A 26,044-nucleotide genomic window follows, 5' to 3' on the forward strand; every position below is an offset into this window, starting at 1 on the left:
TACCTAAATAACTTTTTTCTTTAAGGACTGGGTTTAGTTTCCGCTTAATAATGACTGACTGACATTATTTTGTTGTTTGGTCGTTTAGCTAGGCGGAAGTTAAGCCCAGTCATTGTATAGCTAGCGACTGGGGGCGGGATATTTATCGCTAGGGACGACAGGAAGAAGAGCCTAAAATTAAAGCTTTCAGATATTAGTAGCGTCCTAACTGACGAAAGCGATTACTATACTTCTGATAGTGAATCGGCGGTGATTTATAGCGCTACGCGCTGGTATAGTTACAGATTAGGATAGACCACACGCTCGCTACACAAACATTCAATTTAGTATTGTAAATACGCCAGTACGTAGCGCTATAAGTGCGAAAATTGTCAAAAACCTTTTCATAAAGCATTGTATTTTCGGGTAAATACAGTTGCCAAAAATCTAACTAATTCTGCTCAATCTTAGTCATTTTGATGGCTAAATACCAATAGTGAGCAATTTTCGGGGAAGGAGTTTTTGAGAAAGCCCTTTAATTGTGAGAGATAGCAAAAAATTATTATTGCTATCTCTCACAACAGACAAACTGATTAATTAGAGCTAGCAGACCCATCACTCGTATCTTTTTGACCGTTTGGGGGTGCAACTACCACACCTCTATCTGCGGCGCGTTGTTCGCGTTTTTTGCGCTCTGCTTTGACGGTATCTTCCATAATTAATCGCGCTTGCGCCATTTTTTCCAGATTGCTGCGGTAGAGTTCCAGATCTTTTTGCAGTTTGTCGTCTGGTAAGTGCAATCCAGCAGCTATTTGTTTTAGCGCTTCAGTTAGTTGCTTTGCGTCTTTTACTATGCTAGAGTCTGCTACTTCTAGAAAGGTGAACAGGCCGATCGCAAACAAGCGGCTGTATTTGAATTTGGGATTATTGACGATCGCCTGAAGCGTTGCACTCAAGTCACCCGCATTACCAAAGTGAGGTGCTTGAGTAAAAATTTCCACCACATCGCCAGCCGATCTCTGACTTGCCCATCCCTGCAACCATGCTGCATCTTGCCTGTATCTTTGAGGGTCATCTTCCACCGCTTTGCAGATGGCTTCAAAAATCGGCTCTTTATCCGCTTCTGGGCGATAGCCTTGCATAAAACGATCGAAGGTGGTAACAACCCCAAAAGCATAGATAGGGTCGTAGCGAAAATCAACATTGACCGACAGCAAGTGCATTTCTACCATCAATTCTTCCACTACTCGCCGATAGATGGTATTGATGGGACGAGTGTGAAGGCTGTAGAAAGTTCGCTTGGTATCTGAAACAGTACGGTCGTTATTCACAGAAAGCATTTTGAGGATGAGTTAACTTTATTTTCTCGTTTAAGTGCAACTTTGCCAAGGCGATCGCGCAAATAAAATGGTTTGGGAATATGTGCTCAATCCCGTTGCGATCCAGTAAAATGCAAGGTTGCCATCAGCTTTTTTAAGCTACGCCTTTAAACACTTGTTGGTGTCAATTCAAAGACAACGGAAGTATTTTAGTTCAATTCCGGCACAAAAATAATGGTTTCTCCTGAATTAATTGCTTTAGCTCGCTACATGGCTGGTGAATTTGAAAATAGCGACCAAGCGATCGCTGAGCCTGCTTGGTATGTCCACTTACGCCTCTGGCAACGACCCATACCTTTGTTTGTAGAAGATAGTCTGACTTTGTTTGCCGAGCAAGCTAACTATCTCTACCCGGACAAAGCTTACCGCCAAAGGATTATCAGGCTACAGGACAGCAGCAACCCAGACTCTTCGATTCAGGCGCAGTACTATGCGATCGAAGATCCTTTAGCTGTTAAAGGTGGCGGTTGCAACCCCGATCTACTCAACACCCTCACAGTCGATCGCATACAACTACTCCCTACTTGCAAGCTCAACGTCACTAAAAGTTGCTTAGATTCTGGAGGATATCGCTTTCAGGCATCGTTGCCACCAAACGAGCGTTGCCGCTTTACCTATCGCGAAGAAACTTTCCAAGTTTTTCTGGGATTTGAAGCAAGTCCCGATTCATTCCTGAGTTATGACAAAGGAATCGAACCTGAGAGTGGCAAAGCCCTTTGGGGCGCTATTATGGGGCCCTACCGTTTCACCAAGCGTCAAGATTTTTCTGCCCAACTACCTTTCTGAGAGGGACTGGAGGCTAGAGCTTCGGTCAAGCAATGGCGGAACCCTGTTGTTTGGTTGTCAAACCATAAATTAGGTTTTTCAGCTAAATCAACCGGGTTTTTACTTGCATAGGCCAAATTCTTAACTGACGCTCTAGTCGGTAATTCCTGTCTCCTACCCCCTATTAAGCTTTTGGTAGCTAAACGTTTTGTCTGCTAAGCGGACAAAGTGACTCAAGAGGCTATGCTGTTGCGGGGAACACCCTCTAGGGCGTCTTCCTCAGTTTCAAAAATTTCAAACACTGAATCCATCATAGTCACTTCAAACACCAATCTGGCTTCTGGATGCACGTTACAAATGCGGAAACTGCCCTTTACCTTGTCAGCATCCCGCATTCCCGCTACCAACGAAGTCAGGCCAGAACTATCAATGAAATTGACCTGACCGAGATTTACGACCACATGACGGCTGAGCTTGGAGATACACTCTTGCAATTTAAGGCGAAATTGCCATGCTGTTGTGATGTCTAAGCGGCCTGTAGGCGTCAAGACGATAACGGTAGTGCCGTCTTGGAGCGTGTGTGTTTTTTGCTCGATGTGAATCACTGCCCCTCCCCTTTAAATCGTAACTTTCTACAGCTTACGCACATAGCCTCAATCCGAGCAACCATTGTATAAACACCTGCTGTACGTGTATATAGGGAAACCTGAAATTCAGGTTTGTCGCTTCTTTGAAATTCCCAGAATAAAAGCCTGTAGCATTCTTGGGTTCAGATTGCCATTTCGAGATATCTCTACTCAGGCTTACGTTCCGATCTTCTAGGATACTGGGTTTGAGTTTATATCTTCTCAAATTACAGCCAAGGCAATGACGATTCTAGTTTCCCCAAGCTTTAATTGTCTTAGGCGCTAACCGTCATAGAGCTAGAAAAGCAGGTGAGCGTTCTCTACTCAAACTGTCACATTCAGACGATTCAGCTATTGACTGGACACTGCTTTTGTCTTGTTTATAACCCCTTGGCTTGCTGCTGCTCTAAGCCCGCACATTTTATTCCGGGCTCAGTGACTTCCAGTAGTTTAGCTTACACATTCCCTACAGGAGTAACCCAATTAGCCCAATCTTGAGGCTTTAGAAAAACTTCATATAATTGAGCTTCTGGTGTGTTGGGTTCCGGTTGATAGCCGTACTCCCAGCGTACTAGGGGCGGTAAAGACATGAGAATCGACTCAGTACGCCCGTTTGTCTGGAGGCCAAAAATAGTACCTCTGTCGTAAACTAGGTTAAATTCTACATACCGTCCTCGGCGATAAAGTTGGAAGTTGCGTTCGCGATCGCCATATTCTATCCCTCGACGTCGTTCTGCGATCGGCAGATAAGCCGATAAAAAACCATATCCGCAATCTTGGACAAAAGCAAACAGCTCTTCCCAAGTGCGCGGTTTGAGATCGCCGATAGATGCACTGTAAACTCCTGCCGGTCCATTTACATCTGGCCCTCGGTATAATTGTCCCTGGCCATCTTGGTAATCAAAAAATATGCCACCGATTCCCCGGGTTTCCTGGCGATGTTTTAAATAGAAATATTCATCGCACCAGCGTTTAAAAGTAGGATAGTATTCCGAATAGTGGGCATCGCAGGCTTGCTTGAACGTTTTGTGGAAATGAGCGGCATCTTCTGCAAAGGGATAGTATGGGGTCAAGTCAGCACCTCCACCAAACCACCAAACAGGGCCAGCTTCAAAGTAGCGATAGTTGAGGTGTACGGTTGGCACATAGGGATTGCGCGGATGCAAGACCATTGATGTGCCAGTAGCGTAAAAGCGATGTCCTGCTGCTTCTGGGCGTTGTGTCAGAATTGATGGTGGCAGATGGTCGCCCCAAACCTCAGAAAAATTCACGCCTCCCTGTTCAAATACCCCTCCTTCGCGGAGTACGCGAGAACGACCGCCGCCACCTTCCGGTCGTTCCCAGCTATCTTCCCTGAAAGTCGCGCTGCCATCCAGCTGTTCCAATGCCTCACAAATATCGTCTTGGAGCTTTTTCATAAATTGGCTGACTCTGGCTTTTGAGTCAGCGGGCGGAATATTTTGCGGCGTTGTTACCTGCGAAGTCGAAAAAGCTGTCATAATCTCAAAAAAGTAATCTAATCTGGTTAACCGACAGTGGTTTAATTGTCCGAAACTCTTGAGAATGAATTGTTCACCATCAGGACCTCAGCCCTAGTATCGTAGGTTCCACTTTCATCAGCCGTTGCCACGTTGGGGACTTCTCAAAAAGAGTTCGTACCTAGTACGATGATGGTCTTACACAGCGTCCGGAAGGAGGTTTTGCATTTCTGTAAACCCAGTAGCAGTAAACTATTTATGCTTCCCGGTACGGCTGAGCGTATGCTTCCAAATCCCTGAAAAGTTCAGAGAACTTCCATCGCGGTACTACGATCGTGGGCCCTTAACTTTCCCGCTAGGGCTGTTTGAGGTCAGGAACAGTTCCAGCCCGACCCTTTTAAGGTTGATTGGGGCATTAATATAATACATTGAAAATCAAGATCGACCTGACGATCGGTAAATTTGGATATTGGTACCCCTTTGTCCCAATCACAGGGGAACGATGGTACAAATTTTATTTTCAGCCAATCTCGTAGGTAGGTCTTGCCGGACAAGACAGTTTAAATCACCTCTTAAGATTGTTCGGGATACGGTACAAGATTTAAGAAGGCTCTTAATACCGTTAACATCCCCGTTTTCAGTACAGTATCTCAAGGGCTGCTTTGGAAATCAGCTACAGGAGGAGTGTAGTAATGCCTGATTTTTCCTCCCCATCTATCCAGCCTCCTAAAAGGCGTTGGTGCAACTTTTCGCGACGCCGTACATATCAAGTCCTCACCTCGGCTTCTGTGGAAGCTTTATGGCAAAAAGTCACAGATTTAGCTGATGTTTCCTGGCATCCGCTGTTGGCCAGCACGAATGTTCCCAAGGGGTTGGTTGCCAAACCGGGTTTGATATACCAAGGTGTGATGCGATCGATTCCTATCCCGATTCGCATCTTTGTCGAGCAAGTAGAACCGAGGGAATTGTTAAGCGTGCGTATTCTCACTTTACCGGGCGTTGAGGAACGGGTGACTTATAAAGTCCAGTCTACAGTCTGCGGTACTCAGATTTCCTGTTCGATTACTTTGCAAGGGTGGTTATCCCCCCTAATCTGGTCGCTGATTCGCGCCAGTGCCGCACGGGTGGCCGCCGAATTAGCCCACGCAGCTGAGCGTGCCTGCTTGTAGGCTGTTGTAGTTGTTAAAGTTAACAAGCATTGCATCCTAGCGATCGTTGAACTATCTTTCATCATCTGGCTTAGCTAATACGTAACAATGCGATCGCTCTGCCAAACAAGCTATTCAAAAAAAACCTACTTTTCCTACTAATTGAAAAATCACTCGTTATATGATTGTTGCTATATTTAGCTTCAAGTCAAAAAAGCATGGGTTTGAAAGTAATGATAAATTTTTTACATTATCTCCATGCGGTTGACTTTTTTTGGCTCGAATAAGTGGCTGTGGTGTGAGCTTCGATACTAAGTATGAATAAACTATTTTGCAAAACTTTGGCATTTACGCTAACTTTGTTGGGCGGTGGGCTGCTGCGATCGCACGAAGCAATAGCTGGAGATTTAGCAATCAACGAGGAGTCAACTGCCTCACCTACTCCGGGCTTGGCAAATCCGCTTGCTCCCAAGTCATCGGAAAAAAGATCTTCTCTGGCAAGGGTAACCTCAGTATCTCAGCTATCAGATGTGCAGCCAACGGATTGGGCGTTTGGCGCATTGCAATCTCTGGTGGAGCGGTATGGTTGTATCGAAGGTTATCCAGATGGCACTTACCGGGGCAACCGGGCAATGACCCGCTACGAATTTGCGGCTGGTTTGAACCAATGTTTGAATCGAATACAAGAACTCATCGCTTCGCTACCCCAAGGCGTCACAAAAGAAGACCTAGCCACCTTGCAAAGATTGCAAGAAGAATTCGCTAGCGAACTTGCTTCTTTGAGAGGGCGCGTAGATTCTCTAGAAGCTCGTACAGCAAGATTAGAAACACAACAGTTCTCGACTACCACCAAGCTAAGCGGTCAGGTATCGATGTATTTTGGAGATGTCTTTGGGGAAAGGGCAGGCTCAGCAAATAACACTACTTTTGGCTACCAAGCTTTTCTGACTTTCCTGACCAGCTTTTCCGGTAAAGACAGCTTGATCGTCGGTCTGGAAGCCTCCAATCTGGAAGTATTTAGTACGGAAACCCGATTTCCGGAAACCGATCTCAGGGGCACTAGCGATGAAACTCGTTTTGTGATTCCCGCCAAGTACGTATATGGATTTGGTAATAACGATATTTCCCTCAACCAATTGCAGTATCGCTTTCCAGTGGGCGACAAGTTGACGGTTTCCTTGGATGCGTTTGCCAGCAATCGGGTTCTTTCCGCTAACATTACCACTTTGACCGACCTGGGTACGGGCCCAATATCCTATTTCGGTAAAACAAGTCCTTTGCTTTACCCAATTAACCAGCAGGCAGGGATTGGTTTGCAATGGCGGGCTGCTCCCTGGTTAAACGTAGACTTTTCCTTGGCGAACGAATTTACGGCAAATGACCCCAGCAAGGGACTATTCCAGGGAGGTTACGCAGCTTCTGTCCGTCCGGTGATCACTTTGGGTCGGCTTCGGCTTTCTGCGTCTTATATGAATAGCTACTCCCCTCTATTCGGGATCGATACGGCTGCGGGTAGTAACCCGGCCAAAATAGTTGGGGCTGGGCCAGTGGTGGCTAACACTTTTTTTGTGGGGTCTTTCTATCGAATTTTGCCAAATGTTGATATAGGTGGCGGTCTGGCTCATTCCAAAGTGCGAACTTTGGGAGAAGGCACCAAGGGAGATGCAGAGGTATGGCAGTATGACTTGGATATGGTTTTGTATGATGTGGGTAAAAAAGGAAATACAGCTGGCCTGATTTTTGGGATACAACCCAGGCTGGGAGGTACTAGCAATGCAGCGCTGGCACAAGCGATCGGTTTAGAACCGGGACAGCGGAGCGATCGCGATGTCGGCTATCATATCGAGGTGTTTTACACCCATCGCGTCAACGACAATATCACCATTACCCCTGGAGTGTTCTGGCTGACAGCCCCTAACCACGACGAACGCAACCCCGATGTTGTTGTTGGTGTAGTTAGAACTAGCTTTAGCTTCTAGGTAAGTTGATTTTACCTTGGCGACGGCGAAGTTTAAATCTAAGATTCGGTACATATGGCTAATTTGAGCTACCTTAAGTACCTCAAATTAGCCGTATGTACACAAATACGTTCTGTTTGGAAATGGAAGATGTAAATACGTTATACCCAGCAATGATTTGACCGAATTATGCTAAAATTTTAATTTATCAATAACTTAAAGCTAAAATCAATCGATGATATTAAAGCCAGAAAACATATAGTTAATTTCAAGGCTGAATATTTAGTAGCCCCTAACAGAGGGGAAAAAAAACACAATGTCCGATATTCTCGATGCCAGCTCGGTTTTAGAAGTATTGCGCCCCGTGCAAGACCCCGAACTCCGGAAGAGTTTAGTGGAATTGAACATGATTCGCAATCTCAAGATTGACGACGGTAATGTTAGTTTTACGTTAGTGCTGACAACACCTGCTTGCCCTTTACGGGAATTCATTGTCGAAGATTGTCAAAAAGCAGTGCGACAGCTAGCAGGAGTAAAGGATGTGCTGGTGAATGTCACCGCAGAAACGCCACAGCAAAAAGGACTGCCCGATCGCACTGGGATTACCGGTGTCAAGAATATTTTGGCTGTTTCTAGCGGGAAGGGCGGTGTTGGCAAAAGCACTGTCGCAGTAAATGTGGCAGTGGCTTTGGCTCAATCCGGTGCTAAAGTGGGTCTGATCGATGCGGATATTTACGGGCCCAATACACCGACCATGCTGGGACTGGCAGATGCCAAGGTGACCGTACAACAAACTGCCTCTGGAGAAATTTTAGAGCCAGCTTTCAATCACGGTGTCAAACTGGTTTCGATGGGATTTTTAATCGGTAGAGACCAGCCGGTGATTTGGCGCGGCCCGATGCTCAACGGTATTATCCGCCAATTTTTGTATCAGGTGCAGTGGGGAGAACTGGATTACTTAATTGTGGATATGCCGCCCGGTACCGGGGATGCACAGCTAACCTTGATTCAGGCTGTGCCGATGGCTGGTGCTGTAATTGTGACAACACCCCAAAATGTAGCTTTGCTCGATTCTCGCAAAGGCTTAAAAATGTTCCAGCAGATGGGAGTGTCGGTTTTGGGAATTGTAGAAAACATGAGCTATTTTATTCCGCCCGATCTGCCCGATCGCCAGTATGATATTTTTGGCTCTGGTGGAGGCGAGAAAACTGCGGCTGAATTGGGCGTACCGCTGCTGGGGTGCGTGCCTCTGGAAATTTCTTTGCGTCAAGGAGGCGATCGCGGTTTGCCCATTGTCGTCGCCGATCCGGATTCGGCTTCCGCAAAAGCTTTGATGGCAATCGCCCAGCGCATTGCCGGCAAGGTTTCGGTAGCTGCTTTAGCTTAATAACTGGGTGTATGGAATGAAAAGGCGATCGGTTATCGGCGATCGCTAAATTTAAAATTGCAGATGACCGATCGCAAATTCAATTTCACTCTAAAATCTAAAACTAAACTCTAAAACTGCCCATTCCCTTTTCCTCATTCACGATTGAGTATCTATGTTGGATTTGTTCAACCCATTCCGCTGGAAAGCTAGGTTTTTATCTTGGCAAGAGATGGACTGGTGGCTTTTTGCCTTGCCTGTAGGGCTAAGCGTTTTTGGCGGTGTGATGATCCGCAGTACAGAATTGAATACCCCTGTTACCGACTGGTGGCAGCACTGGCTTGTGACTGGGATTGGTGTGGTAATCATGCTTTTCTTAGCCCGCTGTCGTTACGAAAACCTGATCGATTGGCACTGGTATATTTACGGTGTCACTAACGTTTTGCTGATAGCGGTAATGATCCTGGGTTATAGTGCCAAAGGGGCGCAGCGATGGATAAGTATCGGCGGCTTCAATTTCCAACCCTCAGAATTTGCCAAGCTAGGATTGATTATCACTTTGGCTGCACTTTTGCATTCTGAAGGGGCGTCGAATATTTTTTCTGCCCTCAGAGCTTTGGCAGTTACAGCAGTTCCCTGGCTTTTAGTATTCATACAGCCGGACTTGGGCACTTCTTTGGTGTTTGGTGCGATCGTTGTGGGTATGCTTTACTGGGGCAATGCCCATCCCGGCTGGTTGTTACTGCTGGTTTCTCCCGTTGTTTCCGCTGTTGTGTTTAATGCCTTTTTGCTCAATCCATATTCGCCGGAATGGATAGCTTGGGCAGTATTAATTAGTTGGGCAACCTTGATGAGCTTAATTGCTTGGCGGACGCTGCCTTGGCGGTGGACGATCGCAGGCGCTTTTGCAATTAACATCCTGGGTGGCGAAATCGGACACCTGTTTTGGGGAATATTGAAGGAATATCAAAAAAACCGCTTGATTCTATTTTTGAATCCAGAAAAAGACCCATTGGGAGGAGGATACCACCTCATCCAATCTCGGATTGCGATTGGTTCCGGACAGGTGTGGGGTAGGGGTCTTCATCACGGCACTCAAACTCAGCTGCACTTTATCCCAGAGCAACATACAGATTTTATCTTCTCAGCGATCGGTGAAGAATTGGGATTTGTCGGCTGTATTCTGGTTATGGTAGTGTTTTGGTTAATCTGTCTGCGCTTGATTATTCTTGCTGAGAATGCCAAAGACAATTTTGGTTCCCTGTTGGCGATCGGCGTCTTAGCTATGATCGTGTTTCAGGTAATCGTTAATATAGGCATGACGATCGGCCTAGCACCGGTTACTGGGATTCCCCTGCCTTGGGTCAGTTACGGACGTTCGGCGATGCTAACTAATTTTATTTCCCTCGGTTTGGTAGAATCGGTGGCAACTTACCGACAGCGACTTAGGTTTTAGTAGCAAGGCAATTAGAAGAGGAAAAAATTATGATTTTGCCCGGTTCGGCAGTGCGAGTAAAGAATGGCTCGGATATTTACTACGGCTATCAAGGGCTTGTTCAACGTGTTAGCGATGGCAAAGCAGCCGTTCTTTTTGAAGGTGGAAATTGGGATAAATTGGTAACATTCCGGCTTTCAGAATTGGAACTGGTAGATACTACAGCTGGTCGGAAAAAAGCCAAATAGCTAAGAGTTCATTGTTCATTAGTTAATTGCAATATGACAATGAGCAATGAACAATGAACGATGAACAATAAAGTTTTGGTTATGCGTCTTCCCCTGCCACAATTTTCACAAAATCAGCGTCACCCAGATCACTTTGCGGAAGTAATAGAAACGGGAACAACTGAATTTTTAGGGCAATGTTTGGAACCGGAAACTCTGAATTTTCCAGCTATGCCACCTTTTGGCTGTTGGGTGAGGTCGGTGGATGAAGAATCGGGCAATCAGATCTACGCGGTAGTTTATCATGCCACGACGATGCCGATCGACACAATTCATCGGGCTAGAGCGCTGGGAATGACGATCGAGGAGTTGCGCGAGGAACAACCCCAGATTTTTGCGATGCTCAAAACTGAATTTCGAGCTGCTATTGTGGGTTATCGCTCGCCATCGCGGGGAACCCCCGTCATTTACCAGCATTTACCCCCTCGTCCGCCGCAAATTCATCAAGCGGTTTATCGTTGTAGCGATGAAGAAGTGATCGATTTTAGCGAGAAGTTAGATTTTTTGCGGACGCTGTTGCAGATAAACAATGCGCCAGTAGATGCGCTGTGTGCTGCCGCTATGCGGGAAATTTATCAACTCAGAAAGGCCGATCGCACCTGGTTAGTTAATGCGGGCAGAAATTTAAGCGTCTTGCTCAGGGATGACTACGATCGCTTGAGAGTAATTTTAAGCCAAATCCACCCTTAGAGAGTTTAGAATTTTCGCTTTTGAGTTTTGAGTAGATAGGGTAGGACTTACGCAAAGAAACCCGGTTTCTATGCAAAATCGTGGGTTTCACAGCTAAAAACTCACGAAGAAACCGGGTTTCTGACCTTATCGCACTCAGAGTTGGTAGCTATGGAATCAGTTATAGAAACTCTCCACGAACCGATCGTACCGTTCGCGATTTTATTGGTAGTCATCTTGACCGTACCCGCGATTTTCGAGAAACTGCGGTTGCCGGGATTGGTGGGTTTGTTGGTAGCGGGGGTAATCCTCGGCCCTAATGCTTTGAATCGACTTCAGCCTGAAATGCCGACGATGCAACTGCTGTCGGACATTGGGTTAATTTACTTGATGTTTGTGGCGGGATTGGAAGTAGACATGGAACAATTCCGCCAAACCAAGCATCGATCGGCTGGTTTCGGTACTTTTACTTTTGTTGTACCCCTGATTTTCGGAACAATCGTCGGGCGTGTGTTCGGCTTTGACTGGAACGCTTCAATTTTGATCGGTTCCCTGTTTGCTTCTCATACCCTGTTAGCTTATCCGATCGTCAGCCGTCTGGGAGTGGTGGGAAACGAAGCCGTTACGGTCACGATTGGCGCTACTATTTTCACCGATATTGGCGCTCTACTGGTTTTGGCAGTTTGTATCGGCATTCATGCCGGTAACTTCACAATCATCAAGTTAATTACCTTATTAGGTTCGCTGATTATCTACTCTGCCATTGTGCTGTTCGGTTTTGATTGGGCGGGAAAAGAATTTTTTCGTCGCACTGGCGATGATGAAGGCAACCAGTTTTTGTTTGTACTTTTAGCGGTTTTTTTGGCAGCATTGGGAGCGCAGTTAATTGGGGTAGAAAAAATTGTCGGTGCTTTCTTAGCAGGTTTGGCAGTCAACGATGTGCTGGGTGGTGGACCTGTCAAAGAAAAAGTAATTTTTGTCGGTAGCGTCCTATTTATTCCCATATTTTTTGTGGATATGGGATTGCTAATCGATATTCCAGGTTTTATTAAAAGTCTGGCATCGATTTGGCTCACATTGGCGATTGTGGTGGGTTTAATTGCGAGTAAATTTTTGGCGGCTTTCTTTGCCAAACTGGTTTACCGCTATAACTGGCAGGAAATGCTGACCATGTGGTCGCTTTCCCTACCCCAAGTGGCAGCAACTTTGGCGGCGACTTTGGTAGGGTATCGCGCTGGATTGCTGAGTGAAGCGGTTTTGAATAGCGTTCTGGTTTTGATGCTGGTAACGGCTACGTTAGGCCCATTGATTACCAGTCGAGTGGCGGTGGGATTAAAAGTACCGGAAACGAATTTGGATATCGGTACAAATTCTGGGGATGAAAGCGCTTTAAAGTTAGAGGCATCGCGTTTTACAGTGGTGGTGCCAGTGTACAATCCTCAAACTGAGCGCTTTTTAATTGAAATGGCGGCTTTGTTGGCACAGCACGAAGGGGGTAGGATTGTACCGTTGGCGATCGCTAAAGCTCACGTACACATGGACGCCCCGGAACTGGAGATGGCTCACGATCGCGGTGATCTGCTTCTAGAAAATGCCCTGCAACTGAGTCGAGAACTGGGAGTCGAAGCGAAACCTTTGCTGCGAATTGATGATAGCGTCCCCCAAGGAATTAGCCGTGCGAGTCGGGAACAAAATGCCAATTTGATTGTGATGGGTTGGGGTCACCGAAGTGGGTTTCGGGCTCGCTTTTTTGGTAATGTAATCGATAGCGTGCTGTGGGCGGCTCACTGTCCGGTGGCTGTAACGCGGTTGCTGGATTCGCCAACGCAGGTAAAGCGGATTTTAGTGCCGATCGAAAATTTAACATCTCAGGCTTTACAACCTGTGCGATTTGCCAAAGTTCTGGCCCAGGCAAATCAGGCACAGGTAACGCTACTGCACGTAAGCGATCGCAGAACTACGCCGACGCAACGTGCTTGGGATGAGTCCCAATTGGCTTTACTCGCCGCAAAAGTGGTGCCCCAAAATAACTTTGTAATTCAAGTGCTTCCCCAAGAGGATGTGGCAAGAGCAATACTGAATGCTGCTAAGTCTTCCGATTTGGTGATTTTGCGATCGAAACGGCTGCGAACTGCTGGGGGATTAGCCATTAGTGATGTGACGACTCAGCTGGTACACCAATTGACTTGTTCTTTAGTAATGTTGGGAGAACCTCAAAGGACGCTAACTGCTGCAAGTGGTGTCAATATTCGCGATCCGGGGTGACGCGATCCGAGGATTTTGGATTGGCTGGGCCTTGAAACGGACAGAGTTTGAGATTGGCCAATTCAGTACTTAGTAGCAACCTTGCTTTTGGATGACGCGAGTTCTCGGTGCAAGTGTTCGCGTAGTGTGCGCCTCAAAGAATTCGCGCTCCAAAGCTGAGGTTGACAGGAAGTAAGAGTTTCTTACGTTTTTTCAAGCTTCGATCGGTAAATTGAGAAGCGGGAGTGTGGGATCATAATTTACCGGTTGCTTCGAGCGTTTCAATTACGGCAAAACAAACGTAGGAAGCTGCGATTAACAGAAATGCTGAAACCAAATAGGCAACGGCGATCGTCTGAAGTGCAGATCCAAAGGAAATGTAATCGATCATGAATCGGCCTCCTTGAGCCTTATCTGTCCCTATTATTCCCTCATGCGCTACCAAATTTCACTACTGATTTATGGTGATTTTTAATCTGTCGATCGGCTGAAAGGAAATTTATATATCACACTTTGGCATAAAGTGCATAAATTTCTATCTTGTTGGCGAAGCTAAACTATGGTTTTTGGCATAAAGGTATCGATCGCGCAGGTGGAAAGTCGGACACATGGGGGCAGCCGATCGTTTGTACGAGAGACAAATTAACGCTCTCAGCAATATCAGCTGCCACAATAAATAAATTCTCAATCCGTTCAGTCAAAGTTGGGATAGCAGTCCTACTGTTCTAAGAGAAGATTGAAGAAGCGCTGGGACAGGGTTTCTGTAGCAGCGTGCCATCGGCATTCATACTAAAGTCCTTGCCGGGGATAAAACCTTTGGCAATTAACCGTTTATAAGTATTTACTGACATTATTCTTTTGATTTCCTGTTTAATATCAACAGGCAGCAAATTTTCTGTAGCCCAAAAAAATAGCTCTCCGTCAAACCAGATCAAACGCTCAAGACCGATCAGCATCACACCAGCTACTTCTTCTAGGGTCATTTTGGTTCTCAGATTGGCGATGATATCGGAAGCAATCTGGCTGTTACGGGTCATTATACCCATTGTCACTTTTGTGATTTCTTGTTCTAACTCCAATTGGTTCATCCTTTCCACCTATATCGGTTACTGACAGCGATCGCGCAGCCTTTGCTACAGCGAAAGGCTATTCTGCCAAGTATACCCAAAGGTGGACATCAGTATATCGTTAGGGGGATGCCAATTTGAGCTTTTTTATATTTACCTGTAACTCAGTCAGCCTTTAGGCGTACAGCTATTGATTTTTATTGCTTTTATTCATAAACTTACAAATATAGCTTAAAAAAAGATGTATGTCAAATGGGTAGATCCGGAGTAGGGGTTGAAGCACCCAATCTTTTGGGCTTCACTCCGTATTAGAATAGACCAAACAGTTGCTGGATTGGGTAGGGAGGCAACAAAAATGAAAGTTTTATCTGGGTTTGATGAAATTGTGCAATATTTACAACAGCATGAAAACTCAACGCGCATTAAAAAGTTAATCTTCGGTGCGTGCCACAATGTTTGGGAAAATGACCTAAATAAGTTGCAAAGTTTCACTTTTCAGGATTTGCTCAAAAAATTATTTGAGGCTAATCCAACGCCAGAAAATCTCAAATTAACTTTGGATAAAGTTGTAAAGACTCTTAATAAACCGGGGGAATATTCTGTCATAGCAAATATAATTTTTGAGAAAGTGAGTAAGTTATACTTAAATGTTGAGGAGCCAACGCAAGTAGTATCAAGCGGTTCTAAAAGCAACGCTTTGGCAGTGCAACCAATAGTGCAACAACAGCCGGATGTTGCAACAAAATCGCAAGTTAATCAAACAGTGCCGCCATACGATCGCTTTAACGTGCGGATGGAAATTATGAAATATACAAATCCGTTCAGGGCGAAAGTACTTATATTTTCCACGCTGTATCACCAGCTAAGTTTCAGCGAGCAGGATTTAGTCACGATTAGAAGCCACGAATTTGACGATTTGCTGTTCAATTTGTACGCATTCTGCGAAACGGTAAGAGAGCTAGAGGCTAGACTGAGCAGCACTGCTAGGTGTCTATTTGAACCAGAAGAAAATTCGCAAGCAGCAAGCGCAATAATTCAGACTCTGAAACCCTTTTATACCAATCGCGTACCGGGAATGTACAAAGTAAAAACATTAGAGAATGTTATGTCTGTAGAGACACAAGTAGGTATAGCTCGCGGGCAGTTAATGAACGGAACTGAGAGCCATTTAAATGATGAAAATGATAATACCTATCAGGTACGCCAACTGTAAATTCAAAATTAGGGTAATTAATAGGAAAAGTATATGGATGGTAACGAACTAAAAAGGCGATACGCTGCTGGCGAAACAAATTTTAGCGGTGCGAACCTCAGCGGTGTAAACTTATATGGTGCGGATTTGATAGGAATTTCTCTGCCTACAGCAGATTTGCATGGCGCTACTCTAGTTTTTGCATATCTGAATCGAGCCATACTCAGAAAGGCAAATCTAATTGGTACAAAGTTATGCGGTGCCAACTTAAACCAAGCTACCCTTACTTCTGCAAATTTACACAATGCCGATTTGCACGGAGCAACTTTACAAAATGCCGATTTGCGCGGTACGGATTTGACTTTAGCATATCTGCAGGATGCTAATTTGATCGGTGCAGATTTACGCGGTGCGAATCTCAGCGGTGCTAATTTGACCGGTGCTTGCTTGCGGGGTGCAAACTTGCGGGAGGAAGCGAGAGTTTACGTTGCGACTATGCGCGGTGCTAAGTTGCGTAGGGCAGACTTGAGAGGTGCTAATTTGACGGGTGTAGATTTGGCGAAAGTTGACTTAAGCGGTGCTAATTTGAGCGAGGCAACTTTACGCGAGGTAAATTTGAGTGGTGCGGATTTATCTGAAGCTAATTTGAGCGGTGCGTTTCTCACGGAAGCTAATTTGAGCGAAGCTAATTTGCGCTATGCCAACATGACTAATGTTAAGTTGGAACGGGCAAAATTGCTGGAAGCAGACATGACCGGTGTGAATTTGCGCGGTTCTCTATTAGCTGACGCTAAGTTGAATAAAGCGCATTTGAGTAAGGCTAATATGAGTGCTTGTCGCCTGGTCAGAGCAGATTTAAGTCGGGCAAATTTATCTGAAGCTAATTTAAGCGATTCCGATTTGATTGAAGCTTACTTGGCGAGGACAAATTTGACTAATGCGAATTTGAGTAAAGCGAATTTTACTAGAGCAGAGTTGAGTAGTGCCTATCTGACTGGCGCAAATATGAGCGGTACAACTATGCCTGATGGGATAATTCAAGGTTATTAATTGGGTAAGCTATTTTGGCAAAAATAATTTTATCTAAGTAGAAATTGAGGGGAAAAAAGGGGTTTCAAGCTTGCAATGTCAAGGGGAAGCCTCAAAAAATTTTTCCGAATTTCAAGCTCCGTCCTTCCAAAAGGGAGCAAATCAAAAATCAAAAATCCAAAATCCTTGCATCGGGTGACGGAAATGGCTGACCCAGAAGTGGACTTAGCGTTGCTGGTCGCGAGAATTGACCAGATGGAACAGCAGCAGAAAATTGTAAAGCGATATGTTTCCAAACTTAAACGCCGATTAGATAATTTGACAGAACAATTCAATAATCGACCTGAATTGCAGGAGTTGGAATGTTTGCGACAGGAATTTGGGGAATTGCAACTACATCTCAATGGCAAAGATGCTGCTAAAAATGGTGCAAGTAAAAATGCCAATAATTATCTAGGAAAAACTCAAGAATTACTGATGAGTGTAGAGGAATTTGTGAAGCGGTATGAGGAGGGAGAACTGGATTTTATTGGTGTTAACTTGGCTGGAGCAAATTTGCGGCGACATAACTTGAGCGGTCTGAATCTATCTAGGGCTAATCTTTCTAAAAGTGACTTGAGTGAAGCGGACTTAATTTCCACAAATCTTTCTGGGGCAAATTTGAGTGAAGCAAACTTAGAAAGAGCCAATTTGAAGGGAGCTAATATAATGGGAGCTAATCTCAGAAATGCAAAGCTGAAAGGTGCAATTATGCCAAGAGGAGTGATTCACGTTTAGAGGATCGATCGAATATTAGAGCGAGAACTTACGCAGAAGATTTGAATGTAAGGTTAATTCATGAAAATTTAAAACTGGACGGGCGAGACGCCCATCCCACAAGAGAATTATCGCAACCGCCAGGGCGGTTAGGGCATCCTAAAACGCCAGAACCAATTCACAGCAAGCATTTCAATGAGTGACTTTTGACTTTTGACTTTTGACTTTTGCTATATTTGGTCAGATACTGGACTTCTTCAAGAAGTCCGGTATCTCTGTACATAATCGTGCCATGCTACAAGTTGCTTTCAGTAGTTATGCTGTTTTGGAAAAGTCGCCAGTTTGGGGAAAATAACTGTATTGAGCAAGAGATTTCGGCAAATGGCTGACGCAGAAGTGGATTTAGCATCTCTCGTTGCGAAAATTGAGCAGATCGAACAACAGCAAAATCTTATAAAACAATATTTTTCCAAGTTGAAACGCCAATTAGATAATTTGACCGAACAATTCAACAATCGACCTGAATTGCAGGATTTGGAAAATTTGCGGCGGGAAGTTGGGGAGTTGGAACAGCGTCTTGATGGTAGAGTTGCTGGGAGCGATCGATCTAATTTTACCCAAACCCACAAGCCCGGATCTGTTGATGATATTGACACTATAAATCGGGAAATCGAAAAAATCGATCGCAGACTGCGCCAAGACCAACCAAAACAAACATCGCTTCCAGAAGATAGCGCATCGGTGACAGCTTCTACTCCTGTTGAGGTTGTGGATGGTCAGCCTACAAATCAAGACGCTGTTCTCAGTCCTGTCCATACCAACAATGTTAAATCGGCTGAAAGTGAAAGTATTGATGATTCTGTAGAAGAAAGTCAGGAACCTACTCTCAGTGCTGAGGAATTTTTGAAGCGATATGAAGAAGGTGAACGGGATTTTAGCGGGATTAATTTAGTTGGAATTAATTTGAGCGGAAAATCTCTCAAGCAGGTTAACTTAAATGGGACAAATTTGCAAGGGGCAAACATTAGTGGGACAAATTTAAGCGGCGCAAACTTGATTGAGGTTAACTTAAGTGCTGCCAACCTGAACAAGGCAAGCTTAGAGTATGCAAAACTGCTTAATGCAAATCTGAGTGAAGCAACTTTGAAGGAAGCGAACCTGAATTATGCCAATTTAACTGCAAGTAACCTAAGTGCGGCAACCATAAATGGAGCTAGTCTATACAACGCTAACCTAACCACGGCAAATCTAACTGGAGCAACCCTAAGTCAGGCAAAACTAGGGGGCGCTAACTTAACTACAGCAAATTTAAATGGAGCAAATCTAAACAGTGCTAACCTAAGCGCTGCTAATCTAACTGGTGCGGATTTGGCTAAAGCGAAACTAACCCAAGCCGACCTAAGTTCGGCAAACTTAAGCGGCGCTAACTTAACTGGGGCAAGTTTGGTTGGGGTAAACTTTACGAATGCCAATCTGAGCGGGCAAAACTTGAGCGGTCTTAATCTCTGTGGCGCTAACTTTTCCGGTAGCAATTTGTGTGGTACAGATTTAAGTTTAGCAGACCTTCGTGGAGCAAACTTGAGCAGAGCAAACTTAGAAAAAGTAAATCTAAAAGAAGCAAAACTCGATGGAGGCAACTTAGAAAAGGCTAAGCTTACTGCTGCTATTATGCCAGATGGTACGACTCACGAGTAGGCAATTGCTAAATTGTTTGGGTTGATATTATGGGTAGGGTGCAGTACAAGTTATCTTAGAATTCGCTTTTATTGCACCTTTTGTTCTTCTAAATTTTCCTGCTTGCGAGAATCCAGCAATTCCTCTGCTCTTTCCAATCGGCGAAGATATAGAGGATTGCCGCGATTTTCTGCTTCTACTTGGGCGATCGCGCCATCCAAAAATACATTGAGAGCATCAAGCATTTGGCAGGTTTCCCGCAATCGTGCAACAGTTCGCGCTTTCGTTTGTGGATCGGGAATTCTTGGTTGTTGATTCATAGTAAATTCCAAATATTGAATCAAAATTTTACTCGGAAAACACTCTGGGCGGTGGCGGCGCTTCATCGAAACTTAGCGGCACAAAATACCTGCTGAAAACAGTGCTGTTGGGTTTCCATACCGGATGCCAATACAGATCTTGAATGACAGCTTTGCCATTATCGTTATTTTCCGGCCATTGGAAAGTAACGACACCAAAGTTGCTGTAACCGACAACTTCATCGCCTTCTTGCAGCCAGCGATTTCGCCACAGTAAGGAAATAAAATCTTTCCAGCTTTTAGACTTTTCGTCTTCTGCTAATTCCTGATTGTTCTGCCAAACAATTTCTTGAGCTTTCTGTCGTTTTATCCATTCGATGCAATACCGCCAGTCAGGTAAAGATTCCCTATTTTTGACAAATATTTCCCAAGCAATTTCGTCGCTACCGCGAATGTAATCAATCTGCCTCAATACAGGCTTTTTCGGCGGTAATTTGACATCGATCGCCCGCACTTTTTCTTGGATTACTTGTATTTCAATTAGTTGGGGTGTGTTGTTCCATCCCGCCCAATATTGTGGTTTTTCTGGTGCGATCGACTTCGCTTTTGTGTGGATAAAATGGGTTGTCCACTCGGCATTTTTGAAGGCGCTGGAGGTTAGCTGTGCGAGTACGTGGGATGACTCCGGTAAGTTGCGATCGAGTTTCGATTCGCCAAAATGGTAATTAGACCAGTAGCTGAGGCGAACGGCGCAACCGTAGTGGATATCGCCGGAAAGGATAACTATGCGATCGCGCTGTTTAAACATTTCGGCTAGCAGCATAGAAAAAGCTGTTTCATGAAAATTCCACGAGTCACCTGCATCGCTACCGAAAACATTACCCCGTTCTAAATCCCACTTTTGAACTGAATCGATAATCGCCAAACTAATTAAATTTGTTGGTGCAATAATTATGGTTGCTTCTATATTAGGATTTCTGCATTCTTTGAGAGGGTTTTGAATCTGTTTTTCAAAGGCTGTGTGACTGAGTAACATGGGAGGTTCTGTTGTGCGATCGTCACCTTTTGCATAACCTCGCCAAGTGCGCGTATCAAGTACGATCGTTTCGTGTTTAAAGCTTTCAATTTTATAGTACCACTCTAAACATTGCGTTCCATCTGCATAATCTCGATTTAAAATAAAGTTATCTTCGTCTTCTGTTACCTTGGGCAAATTAGTTTCTGAATCTATTTCAGGAATTGCCAAATACTTAGCAATTTTTGACCCTACTAAATCATCATTTCCTGCCGATAAAGACCATTGTTGTGCAGCTTCTAATAGTTTTTCTCCCGATTGCCCATTTTGGAAATTTTCGGGCGTATTTCCCCATGCTTGAAATATCGCATATGTCAATAAACCATTTTGCAAAGTACGTCTACCAAGCGGTTTGCTAAGGACGCGGTTGCACCATTCGCGATTGAGATACCAATCATCGCTAATATCATGGTCATCGCAAATCATATAAGTTGGGATATTAGCAAGCGATCGCCTAATTTTCCATAAGTCTCGTGCGAATGCTTCCACAGTCAAAGCTTCTTTATCCCACAGTTTCGCCTCCTTACCATCTTTTTGTGCATCTTTGCTGTGGGGTAATTCATGGGGCCAAAGAATGGGCGACCATACAAACAAGTACATCGCCAAATATTCGCCCAAACTAAACAAGTGACTTTTAGCTTTTTCCGGTTTATTGATAAGCATAGCCGTGAAACCGCCGTAATCTCTAGCAATTTCGCTGCGCGTACCCGGTTTTAAATCGCTAGCATAGGTGTATCGTTGCTCATCATTTGCATCTTTTTTGAGGGGCAACTTCTCTTGCCAACCCAACAGGGTATCCCCTGCCTCTGTTAGCGCCCACAGAAGGGCATCGGCAACATCATCCCCGTAGATTTGATCGCCCGTAAAAAAGAGTTGATGAGGTCTATAAGTTGGCTGATTCGCATACTCTAAAATCATATTATCTAATATGTTGAGAGCATCTCGTCCGCCTCCATGCGGTTTGCGGCAAGAACCGTGAACAATTCGCAAAAAATTGAGGTCATCTGGCGGCATAGCAAAAGTGGGCAGTTGATGCTCAAAATAACTGATAGTGACATCATTAAAAGAAGCTTCCGAACACAAAGCTTTAGCCAAATACCAATTTCGGCAGGCGAAATCCATGTTGTAAGCATAAATTTGTCCTGGTTGCAAATATTCGCCGTTAACTGATTTGGCTGTGACAGCAACTACGTGCAAGTATTTGCCCAGCTGCACGGTCGTTCTCGAACCCTCAAGCAGCAAATCGTTAACAATTTCTCCCTTACCGTTCTCTGTGGAGTAAACCCTCAGTGTCACTTCACTAGCTTCTTTCAACACTATCCAAACGGTAACGGCATCCGGATCTGTACGTCGCAATATTGGGCCAGCGAGAATCAGCGGCAGGAGAGCGATGCGATAGCTTAAAGGCGTCCATGACATGGGTTGTATCTCCAAGTTCGATGCAAGCGGCCTGAATTTTGAAACTGACTTTAATATAGCTGCCCGTAAGTGGTTGTACTGTTCGATCGCACAAAGCGGGTTTCTTTGACGGGAAAAGCCTCTGTTGAGTTGCTGCACCTTCAGAAAATCCCTTTATTGTCACGAAATAAGTCAAAAGAGACATGAGTTTTTTTCTGGGTGATTGCAACTTAGTATTAGGTGAGTTAAGAGATGTGTATCGATGCCTTATCAACAAATTGATGATTTACCGGATTCGGTAAAAAATCACCTACCGAAACACGCTCAGGAAATTTTCCGCGCCGCATTTAATAATGCCGCAGAAGAGTACGATGAGGAAGAGGTTGCTTTTAAGGTTGCCTGGAGTGCCGTGAAGCACAAATACGAAAAAGGGGATGACGGCAACTGGCACGAGAAGCAGGAATAGTAGTCGATCGTTTTGGTAAGACGATTTTAACTATGAACCGAGCGTTTTAAACTCTGGTTCATTTTATTTTGTTTATAAATTGCAACAATATATTAGGCTCAGATTTAACGAAACTCAAAATAATTTTGTGTTAATCTGCCATTGCAATGAATTTTACTAATGTTGGAGATCGCAATGTCTGGCCCTACTCGCCGTGCGCTACCGATAATTTTGATTCGAGGTTTTGGCGGCTTCGATACTGCTGATGAGAGAAAAAATGCCTACCAAGGGTTTACCGATGGCACAGTTTATCCTCAAAAACAAGGGGAAAATTATATATATGAAGGGCTACTTTTGCGATTCATGAAATCGAACTGGAAGTACGAAGATGCTACTAATGTTGTCGGTTATTATAGCAAAAAAATAGAGCGGGAACCGCTGCTGCCAGAAAAGCTCAAGCGCACAAAAGATAAGGATATAGTAGAAAAATTTATGCGTTTGAAGGATATGGGATATTTTGAGGGAGACAAAATTATCATCGATCCGGGAATGGCGCTACATTTACTAGAAAGCACAGACGATCCCTGGCGATCGATCTGGATTTTCCGTTACTACGATTTAGACGATCGCATTTATGAAACTTACGGTAAAGCACTTGTTCGACTAATAGATTTTATTGGGGAAATCACAGCCATCAAAACAGGCGCGAAACCTCTGGTTAACATCATTGCTCATTCTATGGGTGGGTTATTAGTACAGGAAGCCGTGCAAAATACTTATCCAAAACAGGAAAGAAAAGCAGAGGATTATATTAACAAAATTGTCACCCTTGGGACGCCGCACCAAGGCGTCACATTCCAAATTTTAAAACATTGGTTAAACATTAGTGCGGCAGATGATATGAAACATTTCAATCCCGAATTTATGGCAGATGAAAACAATGGCATATCCTACAAAAACTTTCACAAGCATTTTCCTTTAAAGCGATTGCTGACGATAGTAGGAACAAATTACCGCAGCTACAACAACCCTATATCATCAAGATTGAATCGCCTATTTTCCCTCGAAGGTGAGTTGGGGACAAGTTACAATCGCAGCGACGGTTTAGTCAAACATATTGCGGCGCAAATTCCCGGTTCAGCGCGAACTTTTATTCACAAATGTCACGGTGGCCCAGACTCTATACTGACTTCTAGAGAGACTTTTGAAATCGCAACCCGCTTCTTTTTCGGTAACGTCCTAATTCGTCTGCGCTTAGCCAAAGGAAAAATCACTCGCGGCAAAGATTTTTTCGGGAAAAGCGAATTTTACTTGGGAGTTTCGATCAAACCGCGTGGCGTCGATTTTGAGCTTTTCCATCAAAGTAAAGAAGGGGAAAATTGCTATGGCCCATTTAGTAAAGTCGATCCTATTGACAACAATGTTGACTTTAGGGAAGAGAATAACGAGCTTGCTTTTGCTTGGGAAGATGATAACAAATTAATCTGGGAAGGTTACCTGAACACAATCCCGATTATCGAAGATAATAGCATCACTACTAAAGATATGGTGATGCGGCTAGACTTTTATGTCAGCGAACGCGATTTATTTGGAATCGGTTTTTCGGATAACCGAGTTTTCAACAAGCAATATTATGTCCGCGCTTTATTGCCAACAGAAAACCAACCCAATCTAATCCTATATCTGCATACAAATGAGCGCTTTGCTGCACCAGATTTCCAACCTTCAGATACAGAAAAAATGCGTTATATTGCGGGCGGGTGGGAATTTGATGTCAGTGGAACCGACTTTGCGGGAACTTTCCGTATAGAAATAGATGAAGTTCCTGAAGTTGGTGAACTACAGGCATTTATGAGAAATTAGGTAAAGCTTTTGGTTGGGTTTGGCTATTGTATAATCCAACCAAAAGCTCGAAAATAGAGAGGTATTTATTAGAATACTATGTACGAAAAGCAAAGGTGATTCAACCCAAAATTGGCCATCTGAATTTAAATTAACTGCAAGCAAGCGCTTTGTTACATTAATTAACAAGATCGTATAGCCCAAATTCTGCGCGAATTGATTTAGTCAATAGACGGAAATTAAGAAAGTATTTAATTTTCCATAAAATGCCTTTATCCTTATTTTTATCTAGGAATAAACTACTATCTCGCAAATAAATATTTTCTTGGTTACCGACTATGTATAACGCACCGAAAAATGGTAATGCTTCGAGAGGCGTTCTTCTCTGCGCCATCTTATCTTCTACGTTCCTATGGTTGTCATAATACCTATTAAGTTCTGGGTAATCCTGGCTTATATCATCAGGTAAATCGTGCAGGTCATATCTAATAATGTTACAAGTTCCGCACAATTTATTAAATGCTTTTTTACGCAAATAGATAAAGTTGCTACCCGCCTGATACACATAGCCTTTATTTACAAACCATCCATTACTTTGAGGATTTTGATTTACAAATGCTGCTAGGTGTTTGCTAACGCAATCGTCAGCATCTACGACCATAGTATGAGACGGTTTGAACTGCCGTCCGTAAAACAATCCCCACAAAATTTTTCGACCTTTATCTAAGCTTTTAGATTTGAAGTCTTGCTCTGGGCTCGGGAAATCAACTTCAATATAAGTTATGTGAGGATGATGAAATTCAATTTGTGGTTTTTCATGACAGACGACGACAACTCTAAAATCGGTTGAGGTTTGATTGCACACTGATTTTAAAGTTCTCTCAAATAACTTACAAACGAGTTCCCAGGATTTTGAAACTTTGGCGCTTTTTAGCGGTATGACAAATAATAACATATTGAAGCTTTGCCGATCGCAGATATATAATTATAGCTTGATTAGTCACAACCAGTTACTATTATAATATTTTTGGATCGAGCAAATCGAGGATTTCGCTGTTTGGTTCAAATCTTCTGGCAAAATAAAAATTGTCGTTAATCATGTTTGGGTAATCTTCCATAGTCAAAATTTTATAGTGACCGGTTTGACGATCGCCTGCCACTGCATAACGCATATCATTATTGCATAAATTAAATTCTTTGTGATTTGCTAACACAGTTGCTATGATAGATTCTTCTGGCGCAATAGTTCTTTTGTAATAAGAGACTAATTGGGGATTATTTTTGAGAAACTCTTTTAAATATGCAAGGCATTTTCGGGAAAGGGTACACCAAGTCACATTTCCGTAACATACAAAATTATCATTAAAAGGAATAGAAAATGACTTGATTCCCACTCGGAATCCAAAAGTGGTGAAAATATGAATCAATGATTGGATCTGGTTGATTCGGGAAAATTTCTTCACCACCGGATGCAACCATTTGGGCATATAAAAGTAGTATTGGTAGTAAAATCGGGTATAGCCTCTATTTTGCGGATGCCAAGGGCCTGTTTTCCAGTGTTGGATAAAAGCATCGTATTCGGTGTTACTCAAAAATTCTTCAAATTTAGATAGCGGTTGAATCGGATAATCTTGCCCAGAGAGATGTATTAGCCAGTCGAAGTCTGAATTACGTTCAAATAGCCAGTCTAGCGCTTCTAGATAGACCTCGAAGAAAGAATATTCATTTCTAATTGGCGGTTTATTTCTTTTAATCAGATTTATTCCTGATAAATCGCTTAAAGAAGTTAAATCCAAATAAGAAGTGCTGAAATCATGGCTAATTAGCACCAGGCAATTGGGGCTAGATGTTTTGATAATTCGAGCCAGTCTACAGACCTGTTCTGGGTTATTATGACTTTGAATGAAGTAGCAGACTTTCATGGGTTTTATCC

Annotated in this window: 24 protein-coding genes; 15 read left to right on the plus strand and 9 right to left on the minus strand. The window is 43.8% G+C overall.

Going from position 1 to position 26,044, the window contains the following annotated elements; genetic code table 11:
• Window positions 1-572: 572 nt before the first annotated feature.
• The gene (psb29, locus tag ACE1CD_RS05660; RefSeq protein ID WP_374798821.1) at window positions 573-1,319 is read right to left on the minus strand and encodes a photosystem II biogenesis protein Psp29; all 747 of its coding nucleotides are present in this window, start codon (window positions 1,317-1,319) and stop codon (window positions 573-575) included.
• Window positions 1,320-1,532: 213 nt separating this feature from the next.
• Between psb29 and ACE1CD_RS05665 the strand changes: the two genes are divergently transcribed.
• Window positions 1,533-2,144: a chromophore lyase CpcT/CpeT gene (locus tag ACE1CD_RS05665; RefSeq protein WP_374822221.1), complete on the plus strand. Its 612-nt coding sequence runs from the start codon at window positions 1,533-1,535 to the stop codon at window positions 2,142-2,144.
• Window positions 2,145-2,356: 212 nt separating this feature from the next.
• On the opposite strand, the gene ACE1CD_RS05670 is transcribed toward ACE1CD_RS05665, so the two are convergent.
• Both ACE1CD_RS05670 and hemF read right to left on the minus strand, forming a co-directional pair.
• Complete coding sequence (locus ACE1CD_RS05670) at window positions 2,357-2,728, minus strand: anti-sigma factor antagonist (RefSeq protein ID WP_190472495.1); 372 nt, start codon at window positions 2,726-2,728, stop codon at window positions 2,357-2,359.
• A gap of 476 nt (window positions 2,729-3,204) precedes the next feature.
• Complete coding sequence (hemF, locus tag ACE1CD_RS05675) at window positions 3,205-4,248, minus strand: oxygen-dependent coproporphyrinogen oxidase (protein ID WP_374822224.1); 1,044 nt, start codon at window positions 4,246-4,248, stop codon at window positions 3,205-3,207.
• Between the two features lie 671 nt (window positions 4,249-4,919).
• On the opposite strand from hemF, the gene ACE1CD_RS05680 reads away from it, so the two are divergent.
• The 7 genes from ACE1CD_RS05680 to ACE1CD_RS05710 all read left to right on the plus strand — a co-directional run bounded on the left by ACE1CD_RS05680 (window position 4,920) and on the right by ACE1CD_RS05710 (window position 13,355).
• On the plus strand, window positions 4,920-5,396 hold the full coding sequence (locus ACE1CD_RS05680; protein ID WP_374798827.1) for an SRPBCC family protein: 477 nt from the start codon (window positions 4,920-4,922) through the stop codon (window positions 5,394-5,396).
• Window positions 5,397-5,692: 296 nt separating this feature from the next.
• Window positions 5,693-7,354, plus strand: a complete 1,662-nt coding sequence (locus ACE1CD_RS05685; protein ID WP_374822227.1) for an iron uptake porin — start codon at window positions 5,693-5,695, stop codon at window positions 7,352-7,354.
• Window positions 7,355-7,649: 295 nt separating this feature from the next.
• The gene (locus tag ACE1CD_RS05690) at window positions 7,650-8,720 is read left to right on the plus strand and encodes an Mrp/NBP35 family ATP-binding protein (RefSeq protein WP_374798831.1); all 1,071 of its coding nucleotides are present in this window, start codon (window positions 7,650-7,652) and stop codon (window positions 8,718-8,720) included.
• 154 nt (window positions 8,721-8,874) lie between these two features.
• A complete protein-coding gene (rodA, locus tag ACE1CD_RS05695; RefSeq protein ID WP_374798833.1) occupies window positions 8,875-10,155 on the plus strand; it encodes a rod shape-determining protein RodA in 1,281 nt (426 codons plus the stop codon).
• A 29-nt stretch (window positions 10,156-10,184) separates the two neighbouring features.
• Entirely contained in the window at window positions 10,185-10,382 is a 198-nt protein-coding gene (locus tag ACE1CD_RS05700; protein WP_374798835.1) for an NAD(P)H dehydrogenase subunit NdhS, read from the plus strand.
• 81 nt (window positions 10,383-10,463) lie between these two features.
• Window positions 10,464-11,111, plus strand: coding sequence for a hypothetical protein (locus tag ACE1CD_RS05705; RefSeq protein WP_374799172.1), 648 nt, complete (start codon window positions 10,464-10,466; stop codon window positions 11,109-11,111).
• A gap of 150 nt (window positions 11,112-11,261) precedes the next feature.
• Window positions 11,262-13,355: a cation:proton antiporter gene (locus ACE1CD_RS05710; RefSeq protein ID WP_374798837.1), complete on the plus strand. Its 2,094-nt coding sequence runs from the start codon at window positions 11,262-11,264 to the stop codon at window positions 13,353-13,355.
• A 232-nt stretch (window positions 13,356-13,587) separates the two neighbouring features.
• Here ACE1CD_RS05710 and ACE1CD_RS05715 read toward each other — a convergent pair whose 3' ends face one another.
• Window positions 13,588-13,725: a hypothetical protein gene (locus ACE1CD_RS05715; RefSeq protein ID WP_374798839.1), complete on the minus strand. Its 138-nt coding sequence runs from the start codon at window positions 13,723-13,725 to the stop codon at window positions 13,588-13,590.
• Window positions 13,726-14,059: 334 nt separating this feature from the next.
• Window positions 14,060-14,422, minus strand: coding sequence for a hypothetical protein (locus ACE1CD_RS05720; protein WP_374798841.1), 363 nt, complete (start codon window positions 14,420-14,422; stop codon window positions 14,060-14,062).
• A gap of 334 nt (window positions 14,423-14,756) precedes the next feature.
• Between ACE1CD_RS05720 and ACE1CD_RS05725 the strand changes: the two genes are divergently transcribed.
• The 5 genes from ACE1CD_RS05725 to ACE1CD_RS05745 all read left to right on the plus strand — a co-directional run bounded on the left by ACE1CD_RS05725 (window position 14,757) and on the right by ACE1CD_RS05745 (window position 19,073).
• Complete coding sequence (locus ACE1CD_RS05725) at window positions 14,757-15,614, plus strand: hypothetical protein (protein ID WP_374822230.1); 858 nt, start codon at window positions 14,757-14,759, stop codon at window positions 15,612-15,614.
• A gap of 33 nt (window positions 15,615-15,647) precedes the next feature.
• Window positions 15,648-16,643: a pentapeptide repeat-containing protein gene (locus ACE1CD_RS05730; RefSeq protein ID WP_374822233.1), complete on the plus strand. Its 996-nt coding sequence runs from the start codon at window positions 15,648-15,650 to the stop codon at window positions 16,641-16,643.
• 183 nt (window positions 16,644-16,826) lie between these two features.
• Window positions 16,827-17,399 carry a pentapeptide repeat-containing protein gene (locus ACE1CD_RS05735; protein ID WP_374798847.1) on the plus strand — a complete coding sequence of 191 codons (573 nt, stop codon included), beginning with the start codon at window positions 16,827-16,829 and terminating at the stop codon, window positions 17,397-17,399.
• A 41-nt stretch (window positions 17,400-17,440) separates the two neighbouring features.
• Window positions 17,441-17,581: a hypothetical protein gene (locus tag ACE1CD_RS05740; protein WP_374822236.1), complete on the plus strand. Its 141-nt coding sequence runs from the start codon at window positions 17,441-17,443 to the stop codon at window positions 17,579-17,581.
• Between the two features lie 178 nt (window positions 17,582-17,759).
• Window positions 17,760-19,073, plus strand: coding sequence for a pentapeptide repeat-containing protein (locus ACE1CD_RS05745; RefSeq protein WP_374822239.1), 1,314 nt, complete (start codon window positions 17,760-17,762; stop codon window positions 19,071-19,073).
• A gap of 68 nt (window positions 19,074-19,141) precedes the next feature.
• On the opposite strand, the gene ACE1CD_RS05750 is transcribed toward ACE1CD_RS05745, so the two are convergent.
• Window positions 19,142-19,372, minus strand: coding sequence for a hypothetical protein (locus tag ACE1CD_RS05750; RefSeq protein WP_374822242.1), 231 nt, complete (start codon window positions 19,370-19,372; stop codon window positions 19,142-19,144).
• Window positions 19,373-19,400: 28 nt separating this feature from the next.
• Complete coding sequence (locus ACE1CD_RS05755) at window positions 19,401-21,845, minus strand: PhoD-like phosphatase (protein ID WP_374822244.1); 2,445 nt, start codon at window positions 21,843-21,845, stop codon at window positions 19,401-19,403.
• A gap of 241 nt (window positions 21,846-22,086) precedes the next feature.
• Here ACE1CD_RS05755 and ACE1CD_RS05760 point away from each other — a divergent pair, with 241 nt between their 5' ends.
• Both ACE1CD_RS05760 and ACE1CD_RS05765 read left to right on the plus strand, forming a co-directional pair.
• Window positions 22,087-22,290: a ChaB family protein gene (locus ACE1CD_RS05760; protein ID WP_374822247.1), complete on the plus strand. Its 204-nt coding sequence runs from the start codon at window positions 22,087-22,089 to the stop codon at window positions 22,288-22,290.
• A 174-nt stretch (window positions 22,291-22,464) separates the two neighbouring features.
• The gene (locus tag ACE1CD_RS05765; protein ID WP_374822250.1) at window positions 22,465-24,132 is read left to right on the plus strand and encodes an esterase/lipase family protein; all 1,668 of its coding nucleotides are present in this window, start codon (window positions 22,465-22,467) and stop codon (window positions 24,130-24,132) included.
• Window positions 24,133-24,289: 157 nt separating this feature from the next.
• Here the strand turns inward: ACE1CD_RS05765 and ACE1CD_RS05770 are convergent, their stop codons facing one another.
• Window positions 24,290-25,066, minus strand: coding sequence for a glycosyltransferase family 2 protein (locus ACE1CD_RS05770; protein WP_374822253.1), 777 nt, complete (start codon window positions 25,064-25,066; stop codon window positions 24,290-24,292).
• Window positions 25,067-25,127: 61 nt separating this feature from the next.
• Entirely contained in the window at window positions 25,128-26,033 is a 906-nt protein-coding gene (locus ACE1CD_RS05775; protein WP_374822256.1) for a beta-1,6-N-acetylglucosaminyltransferase, read from the minus strand.
• Window positions 26,034-26,044: the final 11 nt, after the last annotated feature.

The sequence above is a fragment of the Aerosakkonema sp. BLCC-F183 genome (assembly GCF_041929145.1).
GTDB lineage: Bacteria > Cyanobacteriota > Cyanobacteriia > Cyanobacteriales > Aerosakkonemataceae > Aerosakkonema.